The following is an 18,242-nucleotide window of genomic DNA, read 5'->3' as shown; positions in this document are numbered from 1 at the left end:
CCACCAGAACACCTAGCTCCCCCCCCTCCCACTCTCCCCCTCCCCCGCACTACCAGCTACCTGACTCATCCTATCTTTAACAGCTATCACTCAGAAACTGAGTTGCTGCGCTACCTGCACAGGCTGGAAACTAAAGACTTGTCCTTGACAACGTCGATGATTCCTTTGGGTTCGTGTACGATGAAGCTCAACGCGACATCTGAGATGATGCCTGTTTCATGGGTTGAGTTTAACAAGATACATCCTTTTGCGCCTCAGTCTCAAACACGAGGCTATCAAATCCTGTTTCAGCAACTTGAGGAATGGTTGGCTGAAATTACCGGGTTTGCAGGAATTTCTTTGCAACCAAATGCTGGTTCTCAAGGTGAGTACGCGGGATTGTTAGTTATTCGTCGGTATCATGAAAGTCGTGGGGAAGGGCATCGCAATGTCTGTTTAATTCCCCAATCTGCACATGGTACAAATCCAGCAAGTGCTGTCATGTGTGGGATGAAAGTAGTCGCCGTTGCTTGTGACTCGGAAGGGAATGTCGATTTAGATGATTTGAAGGCTAAAGCAGAAAAGCACGGCAAGGAACTTTCTGCTTTGATGGTGACATATCCCTCAACTCATGGCGTGTTTGAGGAACAAATCCAGGAAATTTGCGCTGTGATTCATGCTAACGGCGGGCAAGTTTACATGGATGGGGCAAATATGAATGCCCAGGTAGGGCTTTGCCGTCCTGGAGATATTGGCGCGGATGTTTGTCACCTCAACCTGCACAAAACTTTTTGTATTCCTCACGGTGGCGGCGGTCCTGGTATGGGACCTATTGGTGTTGCTTCTCATTTGGTGCCTTTTCTTCCCGGACACGTTGTGTTAGGGACTGGGGATTGGGGCGTGGGGATTGGGAATAAGAAGGAAATTCCCCAATCCTTTACGAGTGCTGTTTCTGCTGCACCATGGGGTAGTGCTAGCATCCTGGTTATTTCTTGGATGTACATCGCTATGATGGGTACAGCAGGTTTGACGGAAGCAACTAAGGTGGCGATTCTTAATGCTAACTATATTGCTCGCAAGTTGGAAGGTTACTATCCTGTTCTTTATAAAGGGAAGAACAATCTGGTTGCTCATGAGTGCATTTTGGATTTGCGATCGCTGAAAAAATCTGCTTCCATCGAAATTGATGATATTGCCAAGCGTCTGATGGACTATGGGTTTCACGCACCCACTGTTTCTTGGCCTGTAGCGGGTACAATCATGGTAGAACCAACAGAAAGTGAATCTATGGAAGAGTTAGATCGTTTCTGTGATGCGCTGATTGCTATTCGTCAAGAAATTGCTGAAATTGAATCTGGCAAGATGGATATTCAAGATAATGTCTTGAAAAATGCTCCTCATACGGCAGAGAGTCTGATTGTTGGAGAATGGAAGCATCCCTATTCCCGAGAACAAGCTGCATACCCCGCACCTTGGACTCGCGAACACAAATTTTGGCCTAGTGTAGCTCGCATTGATGCTGCCTTTGGTGACAGGAATTTTGTTTGTTCTTGTCTGCCAATGGATGCTTATTAGATGTATCAAATATTTATTACCCCACCTAACCCTCCCTTGGAAAGGGGAGGGAACAAGAAATCTAGTTTCCCCCCTTTATAAGGGGGGATTAAGGGGGTAATCCAAGTCGAAATTACCCCACCCTAACCCTCCCCGATGGATTGCTCCGGGAACAAGAAATCTAGTTTCCCCCCTTTATAAGGGGGATTAAGGGGGTAATCCAAGTCGAAATTACCCCACCCTAACCCTCCCCTTGGAAAGGGGAGGGAACAAGAAATCTAGTTTCCCCCTTTATAAGGGGGGATTAAGGGGGGTAATCCAAGTCGAAATTACCCCACCCTAACCCTCCCCTTGGAAAGGGGAGGGAACAAGAAATCTAGTTTCCCCTTTTATAAGGGGGATTAAGGGGGGTAATCCAAGTCGAAATTACCCCACCCTAACCCTCCCCCGATGGATTGCTCCGGGAACAAGAAATCTAGTTTCCCCCCTTTATAAGGGGGATTAAGGGGGTAATAATGTGAGAAAAATCACAGCTATTAAGTTACATTAAACGTTCTAGAAATTGGCTTGCGGAAATTTACTGTTAATGTCTGTCCAATCTTTGATTTGTACTAGGAAGAGGAAGAATCAGTCTTTACCGAGTCGATATAAGCTCATCAAATGTTCCCTGGCATCGCGTAGTGAATGCTAAAGGTGAAATATCCCATTCCCCGTTACGCAATGGAAATGATTACAGGCAACAATTTCTTTTAGAAGAAGAAGGAATAAAATTTACTCCTGATGGAAAAATTAATCTCCGAGAGTATCTTTGGGAAACTTATGAAATTCAGTAAAAATACAGAAAATTGTGTATAAAAAGGGGCAATAACTTGAGGTCTGTAGTTAACAAAACCAAAAGCAATTTCCCCACTGTATAAGGTGTATGAGAAAGTTAGAATGCACCCATTACTTAGTTCTGAAAGACTATCCCTTAATCATCTCACGTACTTTTTTCTGAAGCGCTGGATCTTGTCTGACGGCTGCTTCAATTTGATTAAAGCGTTCTGGCTGTAGCCCTTCAGTTTGCAATACCTGTTTCATTTTAGTCTCAGCTTGTTGTTGAATCTGCCTCAAATTTGTGAATGCCTTCTCAAACTGCTGCTTTTCTTGAGAACTAACTGCTGGTGTTGGTTGGGCAGAAGGGGTTCTCTGTGATTTATAAATAGCAAAAAATCGTTCTTGGCTTAAACCAGATTTACCGATCACCTGCGACATTTCCTGATTTGCTGTCTGCTCAATGCCTATCAACTGTTTTATTGTGCGTGCAAATTTTTGGAGTTCTTCTGAGCTAACTTGGGTGTTGGTTGGAGTACTGGATGCTGGAGGCTGAGATTGAGGGGATGGGGATACTGGTTTTTGTTGTGCTTGAACCGACAGGTTGCCGACAAGCAAGAAAAGAAAAACACAGCTACCTGTCAGAAGTTGCTTGAACACGTTGAGTTCCTCCTTAGATATTACCTACCCCACAATAGAGAAGGTGTTGGACTTCTTGGACTAGCTCGTTAAGTTCCATCGATGTAGCAGGCATATTCTCAGGTACACTTAAACAGTAACAGGTCTATTGACTGCTGTTGCTAGCGCACGACTCCAAATATACCCTATCGTGGTACGGCTTCATACATATTAACGAAATAGAGTCAATATTGACTGTGCAAAGTGGCACTTCACAATTTGACTGCCCTTGTAACGCTTGCCCAAATGTCTTAAATTTACTGACTTTTACCTAATCTTCATCTTGCACCCACAACATACCAATGCGATCGCCACTCACAATCATCACTCCTGTATCAAAAGTTGATTCTGTAATTGAGTTCCATTCACTCATGCCCGAGAAATTGTTCACAAATAATGCATTGGTAAAATACTTGCAATTTCCTGCAAACAGAGTTAATAGTTTAGAAGAAATTTGCTGAGCTTCTTCAGAAGACATAAGTTCTACAGAATAAGCTAAATCTTTCGTCATAATAAAATTTATAATTTTTTCAGCTTCTGCTCGACTAATTTCTCTCCAACGCTCTCCTAGATTGTGGTATCCTTGTTGTTCAACAAATGAATCAAGAAGTTCTAGAACCTCATTAGGGGGTTCAATGGAGCGAGAAGTTGCAGAGCTTTCAGTCAAGTTAGCTGGTATAATTTTTTTTATTTCAAATACAACTTCTCCATGGCTGCGTTTGGTGATTGCTTCTGTTTTCACTTCGGCAATTTCAGGGGAATTTTCAGTTTCTAAATTCATTTTTACAACCTTTATCTTGACTGCTAAAAATGATAATAACAGTTACCAGTAACTTCAATACTACGTAGGTTTTGGGAAATAGTAGGTTGGGTAAACCCGTGTGCGAAACCCAACCTACGTAATTTCGTATTTTTATGCAAAACCTACGCAGGATTGCCAAAACATATTAAAGGATTAAGATACTGTTAGGCTCGTAGTTGCGCTGTCTTCGCATGCATTGTAACTACAAACAGTTTATATTTTTTTTAGTTGAACTACTTATTAAGTAAAGGCAGACTAGATACATATATCACAAGATAGATAATAGATTTCTTAGAAATTCCCTACTTAACAATTGATGCACCGAGTATAACTTTAGGGCGAGCGGTGTCTTCTCACGACTTAACCAAGTGTAACTTATAACACCTTATTCTCTTTCTTAAGAAAAGCTAGCATTGTTTCTGATGAAAGATGAATAAAAGTATTGCACGACGTTAAATATAAAGTGTTCGGTGCAGAACGAAAAGGAAGTAAAACGATGAATCTTATTGCTTGGGTTGTTTTAGGTCTTCTTGCAGGTGCGATCGCAAAAGCTATTTATCCAGGTTATCAAAGTGGTGGTATCTTATCTACTTTGCTTTTGGGAGTCGTCGGTGCTTTTGTTGGTGGAACTTTGGTTAACTTACTACAAACGGGAACGTTCACGCTGACTTCTGCTACTCTGAGCATTCCTGGTTTGTTTGTTGCTGTTTTGGGTGCAATTATTGCAATTTTCTTGTACTACCGCTTTTCTCACAGAGCGCTCTAATAAAAGTAGGGTGGGCATTGCCCAGCACAAGATTAATATAGTTGGCAATGCCCATCCTAGGTAACTAACTCTTTGCTTAACTCTTCTTCCAACTGTTCCAATAAGGTATTAACATCTTTACCAACTTGTTTGTAACAAACAGGTGGTGAGGTTGCGGGTTGAAAATGAATTAACTTGATTTGTTCTTTGCCAATTCCTATCATCAGAACTTCAGCTTCAGGATTGTAATGCTCTACAATTCCTATAACTTCCTGAAGCCTGTTTTCTACGCTATTATTGAGCTTTTCTACTGCTTCTTTGGGACAGTAGACAAAATGTGGTTTTGGTTGTAAATCTATGCCTATAGTGCCTTGGTCGTTACCATTTTCTAACCACAAACCCCATGACAGTGCTGCTAATTCTTGTTGATGTGCTTTTACAAAGCTATCTAGCTGACGCCGCCACTTGTTATCTGTTGATTCGGGTTGGGTATTACCAAGGAACATAATGAATTTGGGATTTTGGATAAGAAGAATCTCACGCAAAGTCGCAAAGACGCAAAGAGTAACTTTGTGACGAGTGCCCGATCCCTATTTTAGACCAGATTGTACGCGCCAAAGGCTTGCATAAATTCCGTTTTGGTTGAGAAGTTGTTCGTGAGTTCCTGATTCTACAAATTGTCCGTATTCCATGACATAAATCCGATCGGCGTTGCGAATAGTAGAAAGACGGTGGGCGATCGCAATAGTTGTTCGATTGACGGTAATATGTTCTAAGGAGCGTTGAATTGCGGCTTCGGTCTCATTATCGACGGCTGAGGTAGCCTCGTCTAAAATCAAAATAGGTGGATTTTTTAAGACAGCACGTGCGATCGCAATTCGCTGTCGTTGTCCTCCAGATAACTTTTGACCTCGTTCGCCAACAATTGTTTGGTAGCCTTGAGGTAACTGCATAATAAAATTATGGGCTTCAGCCACCTTAGCTGCCTTGATAATTTCATCCTTGTTTGCATCGAATCTACCGTAAGATATATTCTCTGCAACAGTTCCATGAAATAAGAAGACATCCTGACTGACCAAACCAATACAACAGCGTAGATCCCGCAATTTTAAATCTTGGATATTGATGCCATCAAGGGTAATTTGTCCCGATTGGACTTCATACAAGCGTAATAAAAGTTTAATGAGAGTGCTTTTACCCGATCCAGTAGAACCAACAATGGCAATTGTTTTACCCGCCGGAATATGTAAAGACAAATTTTTAACGACAGGTAACCTATCCTTGTAACTAAACGTCACCTCTTTTAATGCCAACTCACCACGTACTGTATCGATAGGTAACGCGATGTCTCCTGTAGGAATGGAGATCGGAGTATCCAACAAATCCATAACTCGATTTGTGGAAGCCATTGCGCGTTGGTATTGGTCAAAAGTTTCACCCAATCGTGTGAGAGGCCAAAGCAAACGCTGGATTAAGAAAACGAGGACACTATAAGTACCAACAGACATTTTGCCATTGACAGCAGCAATACCACCAAACAACAGCAATGCCGTGAACCCACCTAGAATCAACATCCGAATCAAAGGAATAAATGCCGCAGATAACTTGATGGCTTTATTATTACTGCGACGGTATGCTTCACTTTCCTCTGCCAACCGTGCAATTTCGTAATCTTCGGAGGTAAAACTTTTAATAGTCGTGATACCACCCAAATTATTTGCCAAGCGAGAATTAAGCAACCCTACCTTTTCCCGGACTTCAGCATAACGAGGAGCAAGCAAATCCTGATAAGCAAAAGAACCCCAGAGAATAAAAGGTATTGGTAGCATTGACATCCAGGCAACACTAGGAGCCAAAATAAAGAAAGCACCACCAATAATTACAACGGTAGTAGCAACTTGGAGAATGTCATTTGCTCCCACATCCAAAAAACGTTCCAATTGATTGATATCATCGCTAAGTATGGACATCAAACCACCTGTACTCCGTTCTTCAAAATATGCCAGTTCCAAATCTTGCAAATGTTTGTAAGCATCCAGACGGAGATCGTGCTGGATGTCTTGCGCTAAATTGCGCCACAGTCTGGCATAAGCGTATTCAAAAACAGATTCCAGTATCCAGACAATGACAGTCAAAAATGAAAGAATTAAGAATTGCCAAAAGATATCTTTCACACCCAACTGAGCAATGATAGAATCTTGCTGCTTTACTACCACATCCACTGCAACGCCAATTAACCCTGGTGGTGCTAAGTCAAAAAGCTTATTGAGGATCGAACAAGCTGTTGCGAGCCAAATTTGTTTGCGATATCGATGTCCGTAATTCAGCAATCGCTTAAGGGGATGGTTTGAAGACGCTTGCCTTCTCGATTTTTGATAAGACCTAAGTATCTTAGCCACTGTCGTAAGTAGATGCTTGGATCTGAATAGTAGCACGACCAACAGCAAAAGTAGTGGAGATTGGGCATCGGGCATTGGGCATCAGGCATTGGGCATTGGACAGAAGCATAGAAGGTTTTACTTACTGGTTTTGAGTGTTTTACACTTGATTTGTGAGCTTCTACTAAGTATTGTTTGCTAAGGTTGAAACAGTTTAAATGCAAAGCTTTTCAATCCAAAACCCAAACCCAAACCCAAATCTAAAATCCCAAATCTAAAATCCCAAATCCAAAATCGATTAATCCAAAATCCCAAATCCAAAATCCCAAATCCAAAATCGATTAATCCAAAATCCCAAATCCAAAATCCAAAATTGAAGGAGAGAAGGAATTGAAAAATCAGCAGTTCGCAAATTGGCAAATCACAGTTTTGGGAATTGTAGCGGCGATACTTGTCGCTTTAAGCCTCAATTCCTTTATCATTATTAACCCCGGACAAGCAGGAGTACTGAGTATCTTGGGTAAAGCTAGAGACGGGGCTTTGATAGAAGGTATCCACCTCATACCACCTTTTATTTCAGTAGTGGATGTGTATGATTTAACAGTACAAAAGTTTGAAGTTCCCGCAGAGAGTTCGACAAAGGATTTGCAAACTTTAACAGCAAGATTTGCAATTAACTTTCGCATCGACCCCGTGCAGGTTGTTGAAATTAGGAGGAAACAAGGAACACTAGCTAATATTGTTACCAAAATTATTGCTCCACAAACACAGGAATCCTTCAAAATTGCAGCTGCAAGAAGAACAGTAGAAGAGGCTATTACCAAAAGAAGTGAATTAAAAGAAGACTTTGACTCAGCCTTGGGGCAACGATTAGATAAATATGGAATAATAGTATTGGATACTAGTGTAGTAGACTTAACGTTCTCTCCGGAGTTTGCCAGAGCCGTAGAAGAAAAACAAATTGCCGAACAAAGAGCACAAAGAGCAGTTTATGTAGCACGAGAAGCCGAACAGGAAGCACAAGCAGAAATCAATCGTGCTAGAGGTAAAGCAGAAGCTCAAAGACTTTTAGCCGAAACTTTGAAAGCTCAAGGGGGACAGTTAGTTTTGCAGAAAGAAGCAATTGAAGCTTGGAAAAGCGGTGGTGCTCAAATGCCAAAAGTTCTAGTTATGGATAGCAATTCTAAGAATAGTCCGCCATTCCTTTTTAACTTAGGCAATACAGTGACCAATGACTAATGACAAATGGCTAATTGCTAATGGCTAATTGCTAATTGCTAATTGCTAATTGCTAATGGCTAATGACCAATGACAAATGACAAATGACTAATGACCAATGACAAACGAAGGATAATAAATTCGTATATGACAAATCGCAAACAAAATAATTTGAACATTCAAGAAGCTAAAAAAATTCTTAATAAGTTTAACTGTGTAGACATTGCCCCTCCTCTCAAGTCATCAGAAAAGACTGTAGTCCGTGAAGCATTAATTTTCATTGCCAATCTTTCTGATTACCAAATTTTGGGTATCTGTGCTGATACTGCTGAAGAAGGAATGTTGGCAATGAAAACTTATTCCCACGCCTTTGGTTATGAACCACCCAGTGACTTACCTATGATGGATGGTCCAGTTTACATTAAACTGAATGGGAAAAACGGTTTGTGTTACCTCGATTCTTACTTAGGACATCATCGAGGGGTACTTGTCAGCTGTCAATCTTATTCTCAGGGCGGAGTCAATGAAATGTTCGGGCATTTACCCTTAGATTTGTTTGTTTAGTTAGTAGGGGCGCAAGATGGCTGCGCCCTATGTAGTTAGGTAGTTAACAATGTGAATTCAATAAAGTGCAATACCCTTGTGGGTGCGTTTCCGCCATTAGTGTTATCTCCTTTTTTGACTATGTCCCGCAGCTCCCAAAAGTAGTTGTGTTATGGTGAAAGAAATTCTACGATTAGTAAATTTATGCATTTAGCGTAACTTATAGGGATGATAGGATGAGAGCGAACACTGAAGGCTGATGTCAAACTACTTAGATAAGCTTTGGGGTTTACTGCATGGAAACTAGTGAAAAAGCCCACCTCGAGCAGCTCCTTTAGATTAATTATGCACATCTACGTGAGTTGGAGTTAAAGGCATCAACGCTGGGTATTCTGTCGCCGTCGCATATTTTGTTGCAAATTGCAGAATATAAAGAAAAGATTGCGGAATTAGAGGCTCGTCTGCTTGAAGCATTGCCTATCCACAATCTACCACCGCGCGATTATGAAAGTTTTGTTGGTCGCCAGAAAGAATTGGCAGAAGTCTACCGCCTATTATTACCTTATCCTAAAAGCCAGGGTTAGCGCATCTCAAACCCTATTGACAGACGGATTATGGCAGAGGGTCTGAGTTTGGGAGAGCGGCTGCTAACACAGAAACCATGTATCGATCATTCATAGCTGCTCGTCGTGACTTTTGGCGAATACTGCGACGAAAAGAGGATTCTCGCTCCAAGGCATTCAGGGCAATGCGACGTAGTAAAGCAAAATTCTGTGGGCCGTGCATAGAACGAATTCGACATTCATCTTCACCGAAGGTGACATCCAATGTCCAATGAACAGAATTTTCAATTCCCCAATGCTGTCGAATTGCACTACTAATTTTGTGAGCATCACTGGCAAGGCTGGTGATGTAAAATTGTACCTCGTGGGTAGTTTTATTCCAATGCTGAATTGAACGTACTACCATGACTACTGTTTTCAGTCCGACCCACAAGTCTTGTTCATGAAGGGAAGGAAGTTGAGACACTGGCACTGTGTAAACTTTACGGTTTTCGATGCGGTGGTGTCCCTTGGACACTCGCTGACTAATGCTGACATCAATACCTTCAAACCCAAGAGACTGAGCTGTCTCAAACCAATTTTTCACTTGTTGGTGTAGCGTTGGATGATTATCTTTGAGACTCAAAACATAATCAGAATTGCCTTCTATAATTTTCTCTGCAATCAATTTCTGTGTACCCATTGCATCAATAGTAATGATGCAGCCAGATAGGTCTAACATATCTAATAGTGCTGGAATCGCGGTGATTTCATGAGATTTAGAACTGACCTTCGTTTGTCCCAAGACCAAACGGTATTCGCTTGACCACGCGCTCACTGTGTGTAAGGCTTTTAGCTTCGATTCTCGATCATATGAACCCCTATGAGTTTTGCCATCTATAGCAACTACTTCCACTCCCAACTTCTCAACCAGTGATTGTACCCACGAACGAAAACATTGCTCAAATTCTTTGGGGTTAATTTTCTCAAACACCATAGCTAAACGTATCTGGACTAGGTATTCCGAATGGTAGGTCTAGAAATGTCTCCAACCATTCTTTTTTATTTTGTCCATATTCCTCAATATCTTCCCAACCTTGAGCGCCAGCGATGACTGCCAAAATAGAAATGGTGATGATATCAGTCAGTAAATGCCATCTCGTCCTTTCCACTCTTGGGTCTTTTACATTTGTGAAGTATTCTTGAAACTTACTGGTAATATCAGAGCTATCAACACTGGGTGTAAAAGATGTTTCAATTTTACTTTTATTCTCAAATCCTTTTGACATGACCCTTGAGTTCCAGCTAGATGGATTAAATCTTACCCTACCTCAAATAGTGTCACTTTTTTTCCAGCCCTACTACCATTCAAACAAGTCCCCTTGTCAATAGGGTTTGAGACGCGCTAACCCTGCACTATTGTAGTACGAAGCGACAAAATTTTGTTTGACAAAGGATTGCCAACTTATACAGTCAAGCAACTAAAAATACTCCTATAAAATGTTTAGTCAGAAGGACAATGGCGCTCCGCGCTCTTCTAGCGATCGCACTGGGGACTGGTCAAGGGTTACTTTGTAGCAAATAAAATTGGTACTCCATAGTTTTTAAATTCAGTATCGGAAGTAATTATAACCATCTGTTCTAATAAGGCTTGTGCTATTAAAAACCTATCAAAAGGGTCTTTGTGATGTTCAGGTAGTGATACAGCTTTAACAGCGTGGTGTTCTGTTATTGATAGAAAACTAAACTGAGTAGCAATAATGGCTTGTATTAAATTGTCCGGAGTATTAAGCTGCCCTTTCTTTTTCTTTGTTTCTATTTCCCAAACACTAACAGCACTAACAAAAACTTCATTTGAAGAATCAGTAATTTGTTCACGAACTACAGGTAAAATACAAGGGTTGTCTTCAAGTGACCATATTAACGTACAAGTATCGAGCAACAATTTCATTATTCTTCGATACCCATTTCAGAAAGAATATCACTTGAAGTTTTATAGAAATCCTCTGATATTTCTACTTGTCCTTTCCAAATACCTAAAGGTCTAGGAAGTTTTTTAACAGTTTCATTTTCTTTTAGATTGTTATCAGATAGATCGTTAATTGAAGATAAATTTTCCCTATTTGATAGAAGTGAAGATGTCGAAACGATTGGACGTGTAGGATAACCAAATTCAAAAACATTTACATCATTGCGTTCTACCCGTAAATTCACAAGAGGAGTAGAATAACATACAAAAGGACTCGTCCAACTCACAACAAAAGGTGAAAGAGAAGGTAGTAATTGATGTTGAGGTACTGGGAAATTTATTGGTCTTGCTAATTCCAAAGGTGTTAAAGAAGAGAACACGACTATTGAATTGAGAGTATTGAATGGAGACATAGTATTCTTAGATATCAAACTAACTACAAGTTAACGACTAGAAACCAAAATTATATTCCATTATTATTTTAATCTCTCAAATCAAAGTTTTGAGACTTGATAGTACTTTTGCGTTTGGGGGTTAAGAGCATGGGCGTTACTGGAGGTGAGTTTAGCATCCAACGGCGCGCGTGAGCGTGCAGGGAGTGAAGATCTTTATCCACGGACTTATCGGAGGTTCTAGGGGCATTATTTCGGGGGTGAGAGGCAATTGCAAAATACAGCCCGTTCCCATAACTTGGGTAAGTGAAGACGGTCTGGAATTTCTCGCTTCCCGCAACCCAACCTACAATAAATCTTAACCAAACTCAAAAGAGGTATTGATAACATTTATCATTTGGAAGAGCGAGCGACCGTCTGCCTCCATCTGCTACAGGGTGCGGTTCCTCAACCCCTGAATGTACCATACTGTGTAGGCGCAAAGCCTTGCACCCCTGGTAACCACCAACAACTAACAACTAACAACTAACCCCTAACCAAATATTATGAGTATTATCACCCTACAATCAGTAAAAAAAGATTTTGGTATCAAAGAAATTCTCAAAGAAGCCAGCTTTAGCCTAGATAGCAACGATAAAGTCGGACTCATTGGAACCAACGGTTCCGGCAAATCCACATTATTAAAAATGATTGCAGGCTTAGAACCAATAGATAGCGGTCAAATTATAACTAATTCTGGAGCTAAAATCATCTATCTGCCGCAACAGCCAGAAGTCGATGAAAACCACACAGTTTTAGAACAAGTTTTCGCTGACAGTGGCGAACAAATGACTTTAGTGCGCGAATACGAAGAACTTTCCGACAAATTAGCCCACGCACCAGAAGACAAACAGTTGATGTCACGTTTATCCTCCGTCATGCAACGCATGGACTCAATTAATGCTTGGGAACTGGAAACAAATGCCAAAATCATTCTTTCACAATTAGGTATCACAGACTTTAACGCTCTAGTTGGTACTTTATCTGGTGGTTATCGCAAACGAATCGCTTTGGCTACGGCTTTGCTCTCAGAACCCGATTTGTTACTTATGGATGAACCAACAAACCATTTGGATGCCAATTCTGTAGAGTGGTTGCAAAGTTACCTGAATCGTTATCGTGGCGCACTCTTACTCATAACTCACGATCGCTACTTTTTGGATAAAGTCACCAATCGGATTATAGAAATTGACCGAGGAGACATTTACACCTATGCTGGTAACTACTCTTACTACTTAGAAAAGAAAGCATTAGCAGAAGAATCTGCTGTTAGCAGCCAGCGAAAACATCAAGGTGTGTTGCGACGAGAACTAGAATGGCTAAAACGGGGACCAAAAGCCCGGAGTACGAAACAAAAAGCCAGAATCGATCGCATTCAAGCGATGAGAGAAACAGAGTTTAAACAAGTTCAAGGTAAAGTTGATATTTCTACAGTAAGTCGTCGGATCGGCAAAAAAGTTATTGAAATTAATCATGTCTCTAAGGCTTATAATGAAAGAACATTAATCAAAGATTTTACCTACGAATTTAGTCCAGAAGACCGAATTGGTATCATTGGTGGAAATGGTGCAGGTAAATCAACTTTGTTAAATATCATCACGGGACGCACGACTCCAGATGCTGGGGTTGTTGATATTGGTTCTACCATTCATATTGGTTATTTCGATCAGCATTCTGAGGAATTGCTATCGGCATTGAATGAAAATCAGCGAGTGATTGACTATATCAAAGAAGAAGGAGAATTTATCAGCATTGCGGATGGCACGAAAATCACGGCTTCCCAAATGCTAGAACGCTTTTTGTTTCCAGGGAATCAACAATATGCTCCCATTCACAAACTTTCTGGAGGAGAAAAACGGCGGTTATTTCTACTACGTATTTTGATGGGTGCGCCCAATGTTTTAATATTAGACGAACCGACTAACGATTTGGATGTTCAGACTTTGGCAGTGTTAGAGGATTATCTAGAGGATTTTTCCGGTTGTGCGATCGCTGTTTCTCACGATCGCTATTTTCTAGATAGGACGGTAGATACTATATTTGCTTTGGAAGAAGGTGGAAACATTCGACAGTATCCTGGAAATTACTCTGTTTATTTAGATTATAAGAAAGCCGAGGAAGAAAAGCAGCAACAAAGTGCTCCTACCAAAGAAAAAGTCAAAAATGAGACAATAAATGTAACGTCTCAAGCTCAAGAGAATGGAACAAAGAAAAAGCGCGGACTATCGAATTGGGAGAAGCGGGAATTTGAACAATTAGAAGGGAAAATTGCTCAGCTAGAAACTGAAAAAACAGAAGCAGAAAAAGCGCTGACAAAAGTTACTCCTGGTAACTACAGCCAAGTGCAGAAACTCTACGAACAGATAGAAACTTTAAAGCAAGCTATTGATACTGCAACTGAGCGATGGTTGGAATTAGCTGAAAGGGAATCTTAGTTAATGGCTAATTGCTAATGGCTAATTGCTAATTTAAGATTACAAACAATATCGCAAATAATGTAGAGACTAGCCATGCTAGTCTTTATTAATAAATATGTAATTGCTGACTGAAGTTTAGACTAAAGACAAGTAGTAATCTTCTATTTCTGAGTGCAGCTAGTGTTTGGGAAATTGTTATCAAAGTGCGTTTGGGAAAATTAATCTTACCTGAACCACTAGAAAGTTATATTCCGAGTCGGCTGACAGTGAATCGAATTGAAAGCTTATCGATTACATTTAACAACTTTGACACAAGGGGTTGTTGGCATTCTCTGGATGGTTTTGTTTAGGGCAGTTCGGGTTGATACACAAGCTCATAGCGGGCTACAGGGAAGCTGTATCTGTAGTATACGGTAGATTTTCGTAATTCTCTATTCTCTACCAGATGCGATCGCGAACTAATTTGACAGTTTAATCTTCTCCTAATGTCAGCAAGCCTGCTTTTCTATCTACTACTAACCGTCGATTTTCTAGCCAAGGCAACCCAATCAAAATTTCGGTAATTTGCTTACCACCTAAAACTGGAATAGTTAATTTTTGACCGTTAAAGCTAACAATTCCTTCATAAAGATAAAACTTGGCTACCCCTCGTGCTGTCTGCCTTCTTTGTTCTAAAATATAAGTCTATTCCAAACTCTCCACATCTTAGATGTTCATAACAAACCAGTCAGTCCACTCAGTATCTAGCAGGGGCATTAACTGTTATATCTGAGCCATCAGCAGCTATCAAATCAATCCTAAAATACAACTCCCCATTTTCACCAAAACTGCCGTGAATCATACTCTGCCAACAGCCCCTGTTTTATTCAGTCGCATTTCCATAATTCTGGCGTTTGGATGCTTATCACGGATTTTTTGAAAAGCGACTTCTGGATTGGGGTCAATTACATAATTGCCGCTATTTGGCTCAATCATGATAGCCCAGTTGTAGTGGTCTTGAATTAATTCCGGACGAACTCGTTGAAATATCTCATCACAACGCTTGTCAAATGCTTCATCCTCCGCCTCACGTCTGGCTTTCTCTTCTTCAGAAACAGGCGGGCGCTTATTCAGTGAATGTTCTTGAAGAACTTCAAATATCCGTCTACCATGCGGTACTTGTATATGTTGCCTTTCTTTCATAACTATAACTCCCGAAGATACTATCGTAACTCAATTTTAAAATCACGAACCTGACAACATAAGTTATTGATTGTTATCAAGACACAAGGGAATTAGCTTCTGCTGAAACGGTACTGGCGATTGATTATTTTCTAGTTAATCCTGAATTTTCTTCTGAGGAGGTTCTCATCTCCAATTGTACCTAATAATCTAAGCATTGATAATTTCCTCTACTGATAAAGAAATCTCAGGAAAAGCGAGAGGCTGAATGGTTCCTGTTGTGAGGGTAAATTTTGTAGCGTACTCTCCGTCAGCAGGATCGCGGAACACCACAAGTTGTAATTTTTTAAGATTAACAACCCAGTATTCCAAGATACTGACTTCAGCGTAAATCTTGCTTTTCTTTTCTAAATCTTTATCTAAGCTAGTATGGGAATACTCAATCAGCCAAAAGATGTTCTCTGGATAAGGGTGATGAAATCGATACTCACGTCCTAAAGGTTTGACAATGGCAGTATCTGGTTCGGGTTCTGAATTGTTGGGCAAAGTAATAGGCTTGGCTTGACGTACTGTAGCACGATCGCCTAGCAACTTCGTTAAATACTGACTGGCTTCATGGCTAGAATAAGCATGGGCTTCTCCTTCTGGCGACATTTCTACAATTTCTCCTTTGAGTAGCTCAACTTTGCGATCGTCCAGAATACCAGCCTCAATCATGCGGTGATACTCGTCAATCGTCCATTTTGCAGTCATCATGGTCATAGAGATCGCTCCTCTTCAACGATTTGTTCTATATTTATGATATTTGCCAAAAAATCAATTTTCTAAAAAATCTTTCCAAATTTTATTTGCATTGTATATTAATGAAGAAAAAATTAACTGAAGTTGCTTTACCACTAGAAGCAATTAACAAAGAATCTGCCAGAGAAAAATCTATTCGTCACGGACATCCTTCTACCGCAAGAGAACGGTGGTGGTGAAGCGACAGTCATTGCTTGGCTGTGGGCGAGGACGGTAAAGTGCCCTCACCCAGCTTGCATTCCTTTACGCCATATATTCAACCTCATATAGCTAAAAAATATATTTTTTTTAGAAAAAATTAACCAATGGAATGCTATTTATATCAGTAATTAGCTGCTTTTTATTAACGAATGATTCCGGATTTTGATGAGAATGGTAATTTCCCACCAGGCGTGCATTTTTGTGATTGGAGCGAGTTTAAAGAAAAATTTGGTTATACACCTGCACGCGCAAGAATGATTCGTGGAATGGAAGCAGCAATGACTGATTTAAAAGACGCTGGGTGTCGAATTTTTTTTATAAATGGTTCCTTCGTAACAAGCGAACCAAATCCAAACGATTTTGATGCATGTTGGGAGCCAGATGCTGTTGATCTGGACTATTTGAGACAAAATCACCCAACTTTATTAAATTTTACAAACAAACGAGCTGCCCAAAGCTCATACGGGTAGTACTAGTTCATTATCTTCTCTCTCTGTGCTCTCAGCGCCTCTGCGGTTTAAAAATCATTTATTTAACCGCAGAGGCGCTGAGTACGCAGAGGTAAGAAGTGAGAGAACTATTGATTTGCTGAAGTTTTTATCTACCTTGACAAGGATAGGTGAACTTTAACCCTACCTACGTGTATGCTAATAGCCATTTTAGCCATTAAAACTTCCCTCCCTGAATCTGGTCAAAAATAGCCCTATCATCAAAGAACTTCTTCTGAATTGCATCCCAACCACCAAAGTCTTTGACGGTGTAAAGCTTGCTTATTGGAGGAAACTGCTTTTGATTTTCTTTAACAGCAGTAGTGTTCACAGGGCGAAAACCAACCTTCGCAAATTGCCGTTGTGCTTCTGGTGTATAAAGAAACTTCACAAAAGCTTCTGCGACTTGGCGAGTACCGCGCTTGTCTACAACTTTGTCTACCACAGCCACTGGGTTGTCAATGGAAATATTGACTTGAGGCAGTATAGAAGGAAAGTTAGATTCTCCTTTTATCTTTGCCAAAATTTCTTCATTCTCATAATTTAACAACACGTCTCCTTGATTGCGCTTGTAAAAAGTATCACTTGCTTCTCTCGCATCCTTAGGTAATACAGGGACATTTTTATAAACCTTAGTAACATAATCGAGGGCTTTTGCTTCATTTCCACCTGTCTTAATCACGGAACCCCATAGCCCCAAAAAGTTCCAACGAGCACCTCCAGAGGTTTTTGGATTAGCTGTGATGACAGTCACGCCCGGTTTAACCAAATCGTTCCAATCACGAATTTTTTTAGGATTCCCCGGACGCGTGACAAGTACGACTGCAGAACGAGTCACAATCCCATTGTTGGGAACCTCTTTTTCCCAACCTGGTGCAATAAGCCCTGCTTTCTGGATTTTCTCTACATCCAGCCCCAAAGCAAGTGCTACAACATCCGCCTCTAAACCATCAATAACAGCTCGTGCTTGCGAACCAGATCCACCATAACTTTCCCGAAAAATGACTTCTTGATTGCGCTCTTTCTTCCACTTTTGCGTAAATAGGGGAATGATTTTAGAGTATGCCTCTTTAGTCACGGCATAGGATACCAAAGTTAATTCAACTGTTTTAGGGTTTTGGCTAATCAGTTGATTTTGAGCATTTGTAGGAGGCTTTTGCAAGGTTATACCCGCATAAACAGGTACTGCTGCACTGACAGTAAAAGCCGTCGCGATCGTGAAAGTACGCGTGCGGGTGGAAAATTGTTTCCACGGTTGCAATAAGGATGAACAAGTATTTAGCAGGGATATCTTCATGGTCAATGATTCCTCAAAACTTGTAAAATACGGTAAATCTATGGAAATACAGTTTAATTGATGAAAATAACAATCCCATAAAATATGTATTCAATGCAAGAGGGATTAGGGATTGGGGACAAGGAGGACAAGGGGGACAAGGGAGACAAGGGAGACAACGTGAGTCACTTATACACAACTCCCAGCCCACGAGCCTATCGCGAATGTAGTTTGCCGGCATATGAA

18 protein-coding genes and 1 pseudogene are annotated in these 18,242 nt (G+C 40.7%); 9 read left to right on the top strand and 10 right to left on the bottom strand.

Annotation, left to right across the window (positions count from 1 at the left end; genetic code table 11):
• Both gcvP and F7734_RS64785 read left to right on the top strand, forming a co-directional pair.
• The coding region (gene gcvP / locus F7734_RS54940; protein ID WP_155752627.1) for an aminomethyl-transferring glycine dehydrogenase at positions 1–1,554 on the top strand (1,554 nt) is incomplete at its 5' end.
• 605 nt (positions 1,555–2,159) lie between these two features.
• Complete coding sequence (locus F7734_RS64785; protein WP_166482754.1) at positions 2,160–2,366, top strand: MGMT family protein; 207 nt, start codon at positions 2,160–2,162, stop codon at positions 2,364–2,366.
• A 130-nt stretch (positions 2,367–2,496) separates the two neighbouring features.
• On the opposite strand, the gene F7734_RS54930 is transcribed toward F7734_RS64785, so the two are convergent.
• Both F7734_RS54930 and F7734_RS54925 read right to left on the bottom strand, forming a co-directional pair.
• Positions 2,497–3,006 (bottom strand): DUF4168 domain-containing protein, encoded by a 510-nt coding sequence (locus tag F7734_RS54930; protein ID WP_166482751.1) that lies wholly within the window; start codon positions 3,004–3,006, stop codon positions 2,497–2,499.
• A gap of 289 nt (positions 3,007–3,295) precedes the next feature.
• Complete coding sequence (locus tag F7734_RS54925) at positions 3,296–3,805, bottom strand: hypothetical protein (RefSeq protein ID WP_155752626.1); 510 nt, start codon at positions 3,803–3,805, stop codon at positions 3,296–3,298.
• Between the two features lie 517 nt (positions 3,806–4,322).
• Here F7734_RS54925 and F7734_RS54920 point away from each other — a divergent pair.
• Entirely contained in the window at positions 4,323–4,592 is a 270-nt protein-coding gene (locus tag F7734_RS54920; RefSeq protein WP_155752625.1) for a GlsB/YeaQ/YmgE family stress response membrane protein, read from the top strand.
• A 56-nt stretch (positions 4,593–4,648) separates the two neighbouring features.
• On the opposite strand, the gene F7734_RS54915 is transcribed toward F7734_RS54920, so the two are convergent.
• Both F7734_RS54915 and F7734_RS54910 read right to left on the bottom strand, forming a co-directional pair.
• Positions 4,649–5,077, bottom strand: a complete 429-nt coding sequence (locus tag F7734_RS54915) for a hypothetical protein (RefSeq protein WP_155752624.1) — start codon at positions 5,075–5,077, stop codon at positions 4,649–4,651.
• A gap of 84 nt (positions 5,078–5,161) precedes the next feature.
• Positions 5,162–6,970 (bottom strand): ABC transporter ATP-binding protein, encoded by a 1,809-nt coding sequence (locus F7734_RS54910; RefSeq protein WP_166482750.1) that lies wholly within the window; start codon positions 6,968–6,970, stop codon positions 5,162–5,164.
• A gap of 369 nt (positions 6,971–7,339) precedes the next feature.
• On the opposite strand from F7734_RS54910, the gene F7734_RS54905 reads away from it, so the two are divergent.
• The 3 genes from F7734_RS54905 to F7734_RS54895 all read left to right on the top strand — a co-directional run bounded on the left by F7734_RS54905 (position 7,340) and on the right by F7734_RS54895 (position 9,294).
• Positions 7,340–8,188 carry a prohibitin family protein gene (locus F7734_RS54905; RefSeq protein WP_155752623.1) on the top strand — a complete coding sequence of 283 codons (849 nt, stop codon included), beginning with the start codon at positions 7,340–7,342 and terminating at the stop codon, positions 8,186–8,188.
• Between the two features lie 126 nt (positions 8,189–8,314).
• On the top strand, positions 8,315–8,731 hold the full coding sequence (locus F7734_RS54900) for a DUF1824 family protein (RefSeq protein WP_155752629.1): 417 nt from the start codon (positions 8,315–8,317) through the stop codon (positions 8,729–8,731).
• A 341-nt stretch (positions 8,732–9,072) separates the two neighbouring features.
• The gene (locus F7734_RS54895) at positions 9,073–9,294 is read left to right on the top strand and encodes a hypothetical protein (RefSeq protein WP_155752622.1); all 222 of its coding nucleotides are present in this window, start codon (positions 9,073–9,075) and stop codon (positions 9,292–9,294) included.
• A 28-nt stretch (positions 9,295–9,322) separates the two neighbouring features.
• Here F7734_RS54895 and F7734_RS54890 read toward each other — a convergent pair.
• The 3 genes and pseudogenes from F7734_RS54890 to F7734_RS54880 all read right to left on the bottom strand — a co-directional run bounded on the left by F7734_RS54890 (position 9,323) and on the right by F7734_RS54880 (position 11,601).
• Positions 9,323–10,541, bottom strand: a pseudogene (locus F7734_RS54890) (ISAs1 family transposase).
• A 278-nt stretch (positions 10,542–10,819) separates the two neighbouring features.
• Entirely contained in the window at positions 10,820–11,203 is a 384-nt protein-coding gene (locus F7734_RS54885; protein WP_155752621.1) for a type II toxin-antitoxin system VapC family toxin, read from the bottom strand.
• Entirely contained in the window at positions 11,203–11,601 is a 399-nt protein-coding gene (locus F7734_RS54880) for a hypothetical protein (protein WP_155752620.1), read from the bottom strand. The genes F7734_RS54885 and F7734_RS54880 overlap by 1 nt, the downstream gene beginning before the upstream one ends.
• Before the next feature lie 557 nt (positions 11,602–12,158).
• Between F7734_RS54880 and F7734_RS54875 the strand changes: the two genes are divergently transcribed.
• The gene (locus F7734_RS54875; protein ID WP_155752619.1) at positions 12,159–14,087 is read left to right on the top strand and encodes an ABC-F family ATP-binding cassette domain-containing protein; all 1,929 of its coding nucleotides are present in this window, start codon (positions 12,159–12,161) and stop codon (positions 14,085–14,087) included.
• Between the two features lie 819 nt (positions 14,088–14,906).
• Here the strand turns inward: F7734_RS54875 and F7734_RS54865 are convergent.
• Positions 14,907–15,251: a hypothetical protein gene (locus F7734_RS54865; protein ID WP_243147581.1), complete on the bottom strand. Its 345-nt coding sequence runs from the start codon at positions 15,249–15,251 to the stop codon at positions 14,907–14,909.
• 189 nt (positions 15,252–15,440) lie between these two features.
• Positions 15,441–15,992 carry a Uma2 family endonuclease gene (locus F7734_RS54860; RefSeq protein WP_155752618.1) on the bottom strand — a complete coding sequence of 184 codons (552 nt, stop codon included), beginning with the start codon at positions 15,990–15,992 and terminating at the stop codon, positions 15,441–15,443.
• A gap of 101 nt (positions 15,993–16,093) precedes the next feature.
• Between F7734_RS54860 and F7734_RS54855 the strand changes: the two genes are divergently transcribed.
• Positions 16,094–16,210, top strand: a complete 117-nt coding sequence (locus F7734_RS54855; RefSeq protein ID WP_207714439.1) for a DUF1156 domain-containing protein — start codon at positions 16,094–16,096, stop codon at positions 16,208–16,210.
• A 171-nt stretch (positions 16,211–16,381) separates the two neighbouring features.
• Positions 16,382–16,702, top strand: coding sequence for a hypothetical protein (locus F7734_RS54850; protein ID WP_155752617.1), 321 nt, complete (start codon positions 16,382–16,384; stop codon positions 16,700–16,702).
• Between the two features lie 196 nt (positions 16,703–16,898).
• Here the strand turns inward: F7734_RS54850 and F7734_RS54845 are convergent, their stop codons facing one another.
• Positions 16,899–18,017, bottom strand: a complete 1,119-nt coding sequence (locus F7734_RS54845; RefSeq protein WP_155752616.1) for a sulfate ABC transporter substrate-binding protein — start codon at positions 18,015–18,017, stop codon at positions 16,899–16,901.
• Positions 18,018–18,242: the final 225 nt, after the last annotated feature.

It is taken from the genome of Scytonema sp. UIC 10036 (assembly GCF_009725235.1).
This window is presented reverse-complemented; position numbering and strand designations above follow the sequence as displayed.

Bases quoted from the DNA above. Each gene is read 5' to 3' on its own strand.
- F7734_RS54925 (WP_155752626.1), bottom strand. From the start codon at position 3,805: ATGAATTTAGAAACTGAAAATTCCCCTGAAATTGCCGAAGTGAAAACA.
- F7734_RS54920 (WP_155752625.1), top strand. From the start codon at position 4,323: ATGAATCTTATTGCTTGGGTTGTTTTAGGTCTTCTTGCAGGTGCGATC.
- F7734_RS54915 (WP_155752624.1), bottom strand. From the start codon at position 5,077: ATGTTCCTTGGTAATACCCAACCCGAATCAACAGATAACAAGTGGCGG.
- F7734_RS54900 (WP_155752629.1), top strand. From the start codon at position 8,315: ATGACAAATCGCAAACAAAATAATTTGAACATTCAAGAAGCTAAAAAA.
- F7734_RS54885 (WP_155752621.1), bottom strand. From the start codon at position 11,203: ATGAAATTGTTGCTCGATACTTGTACGTTAATATGGTCACTTGAAGAC.
- F7734_RS54875 (WP_155752619.1), top strand. From the start codon at position 12,159: ATGAGTATTATCACCCTACAATCAGTAAAAAAAGATTTTGGTATCAAA.
- F7734_RS54865 (WP_243147581.1), bottom strand. From the start codon at position 15,251: ATGAAAGAAAGGCAACATATACAAGTACCGCATGGTAGACGGATATTT.
- F7734_RS54860 (WP_155752618.1), bottom strand. From the start codon at position 15,992: ATGACCATGATGACTGCAAAATGGACGATTGACGAGTATCACCGCATG.
- F7734_RS54855 (WP_207714439.1), top strand. From the start codon at position 16,094: ATGAAGAAAAAATTAACTGAAGTTGCTTTACCACTAGAAGCAATTAAC.
- F7734_RS54850 (WP_155752617.1), top strand. From the start codon at position 16,382: ATGATTCCGGATTTTGATGAGAATGGTAATTTCCCACCAGGCGTGCAT.
- F7734_RS54845 (WP_155752616.1), bottom strand. From the start codon at position 18,017: ATGAAGATATCCCTGCTAAATACTTGTTCATCCTTATTGCAACCGTGG.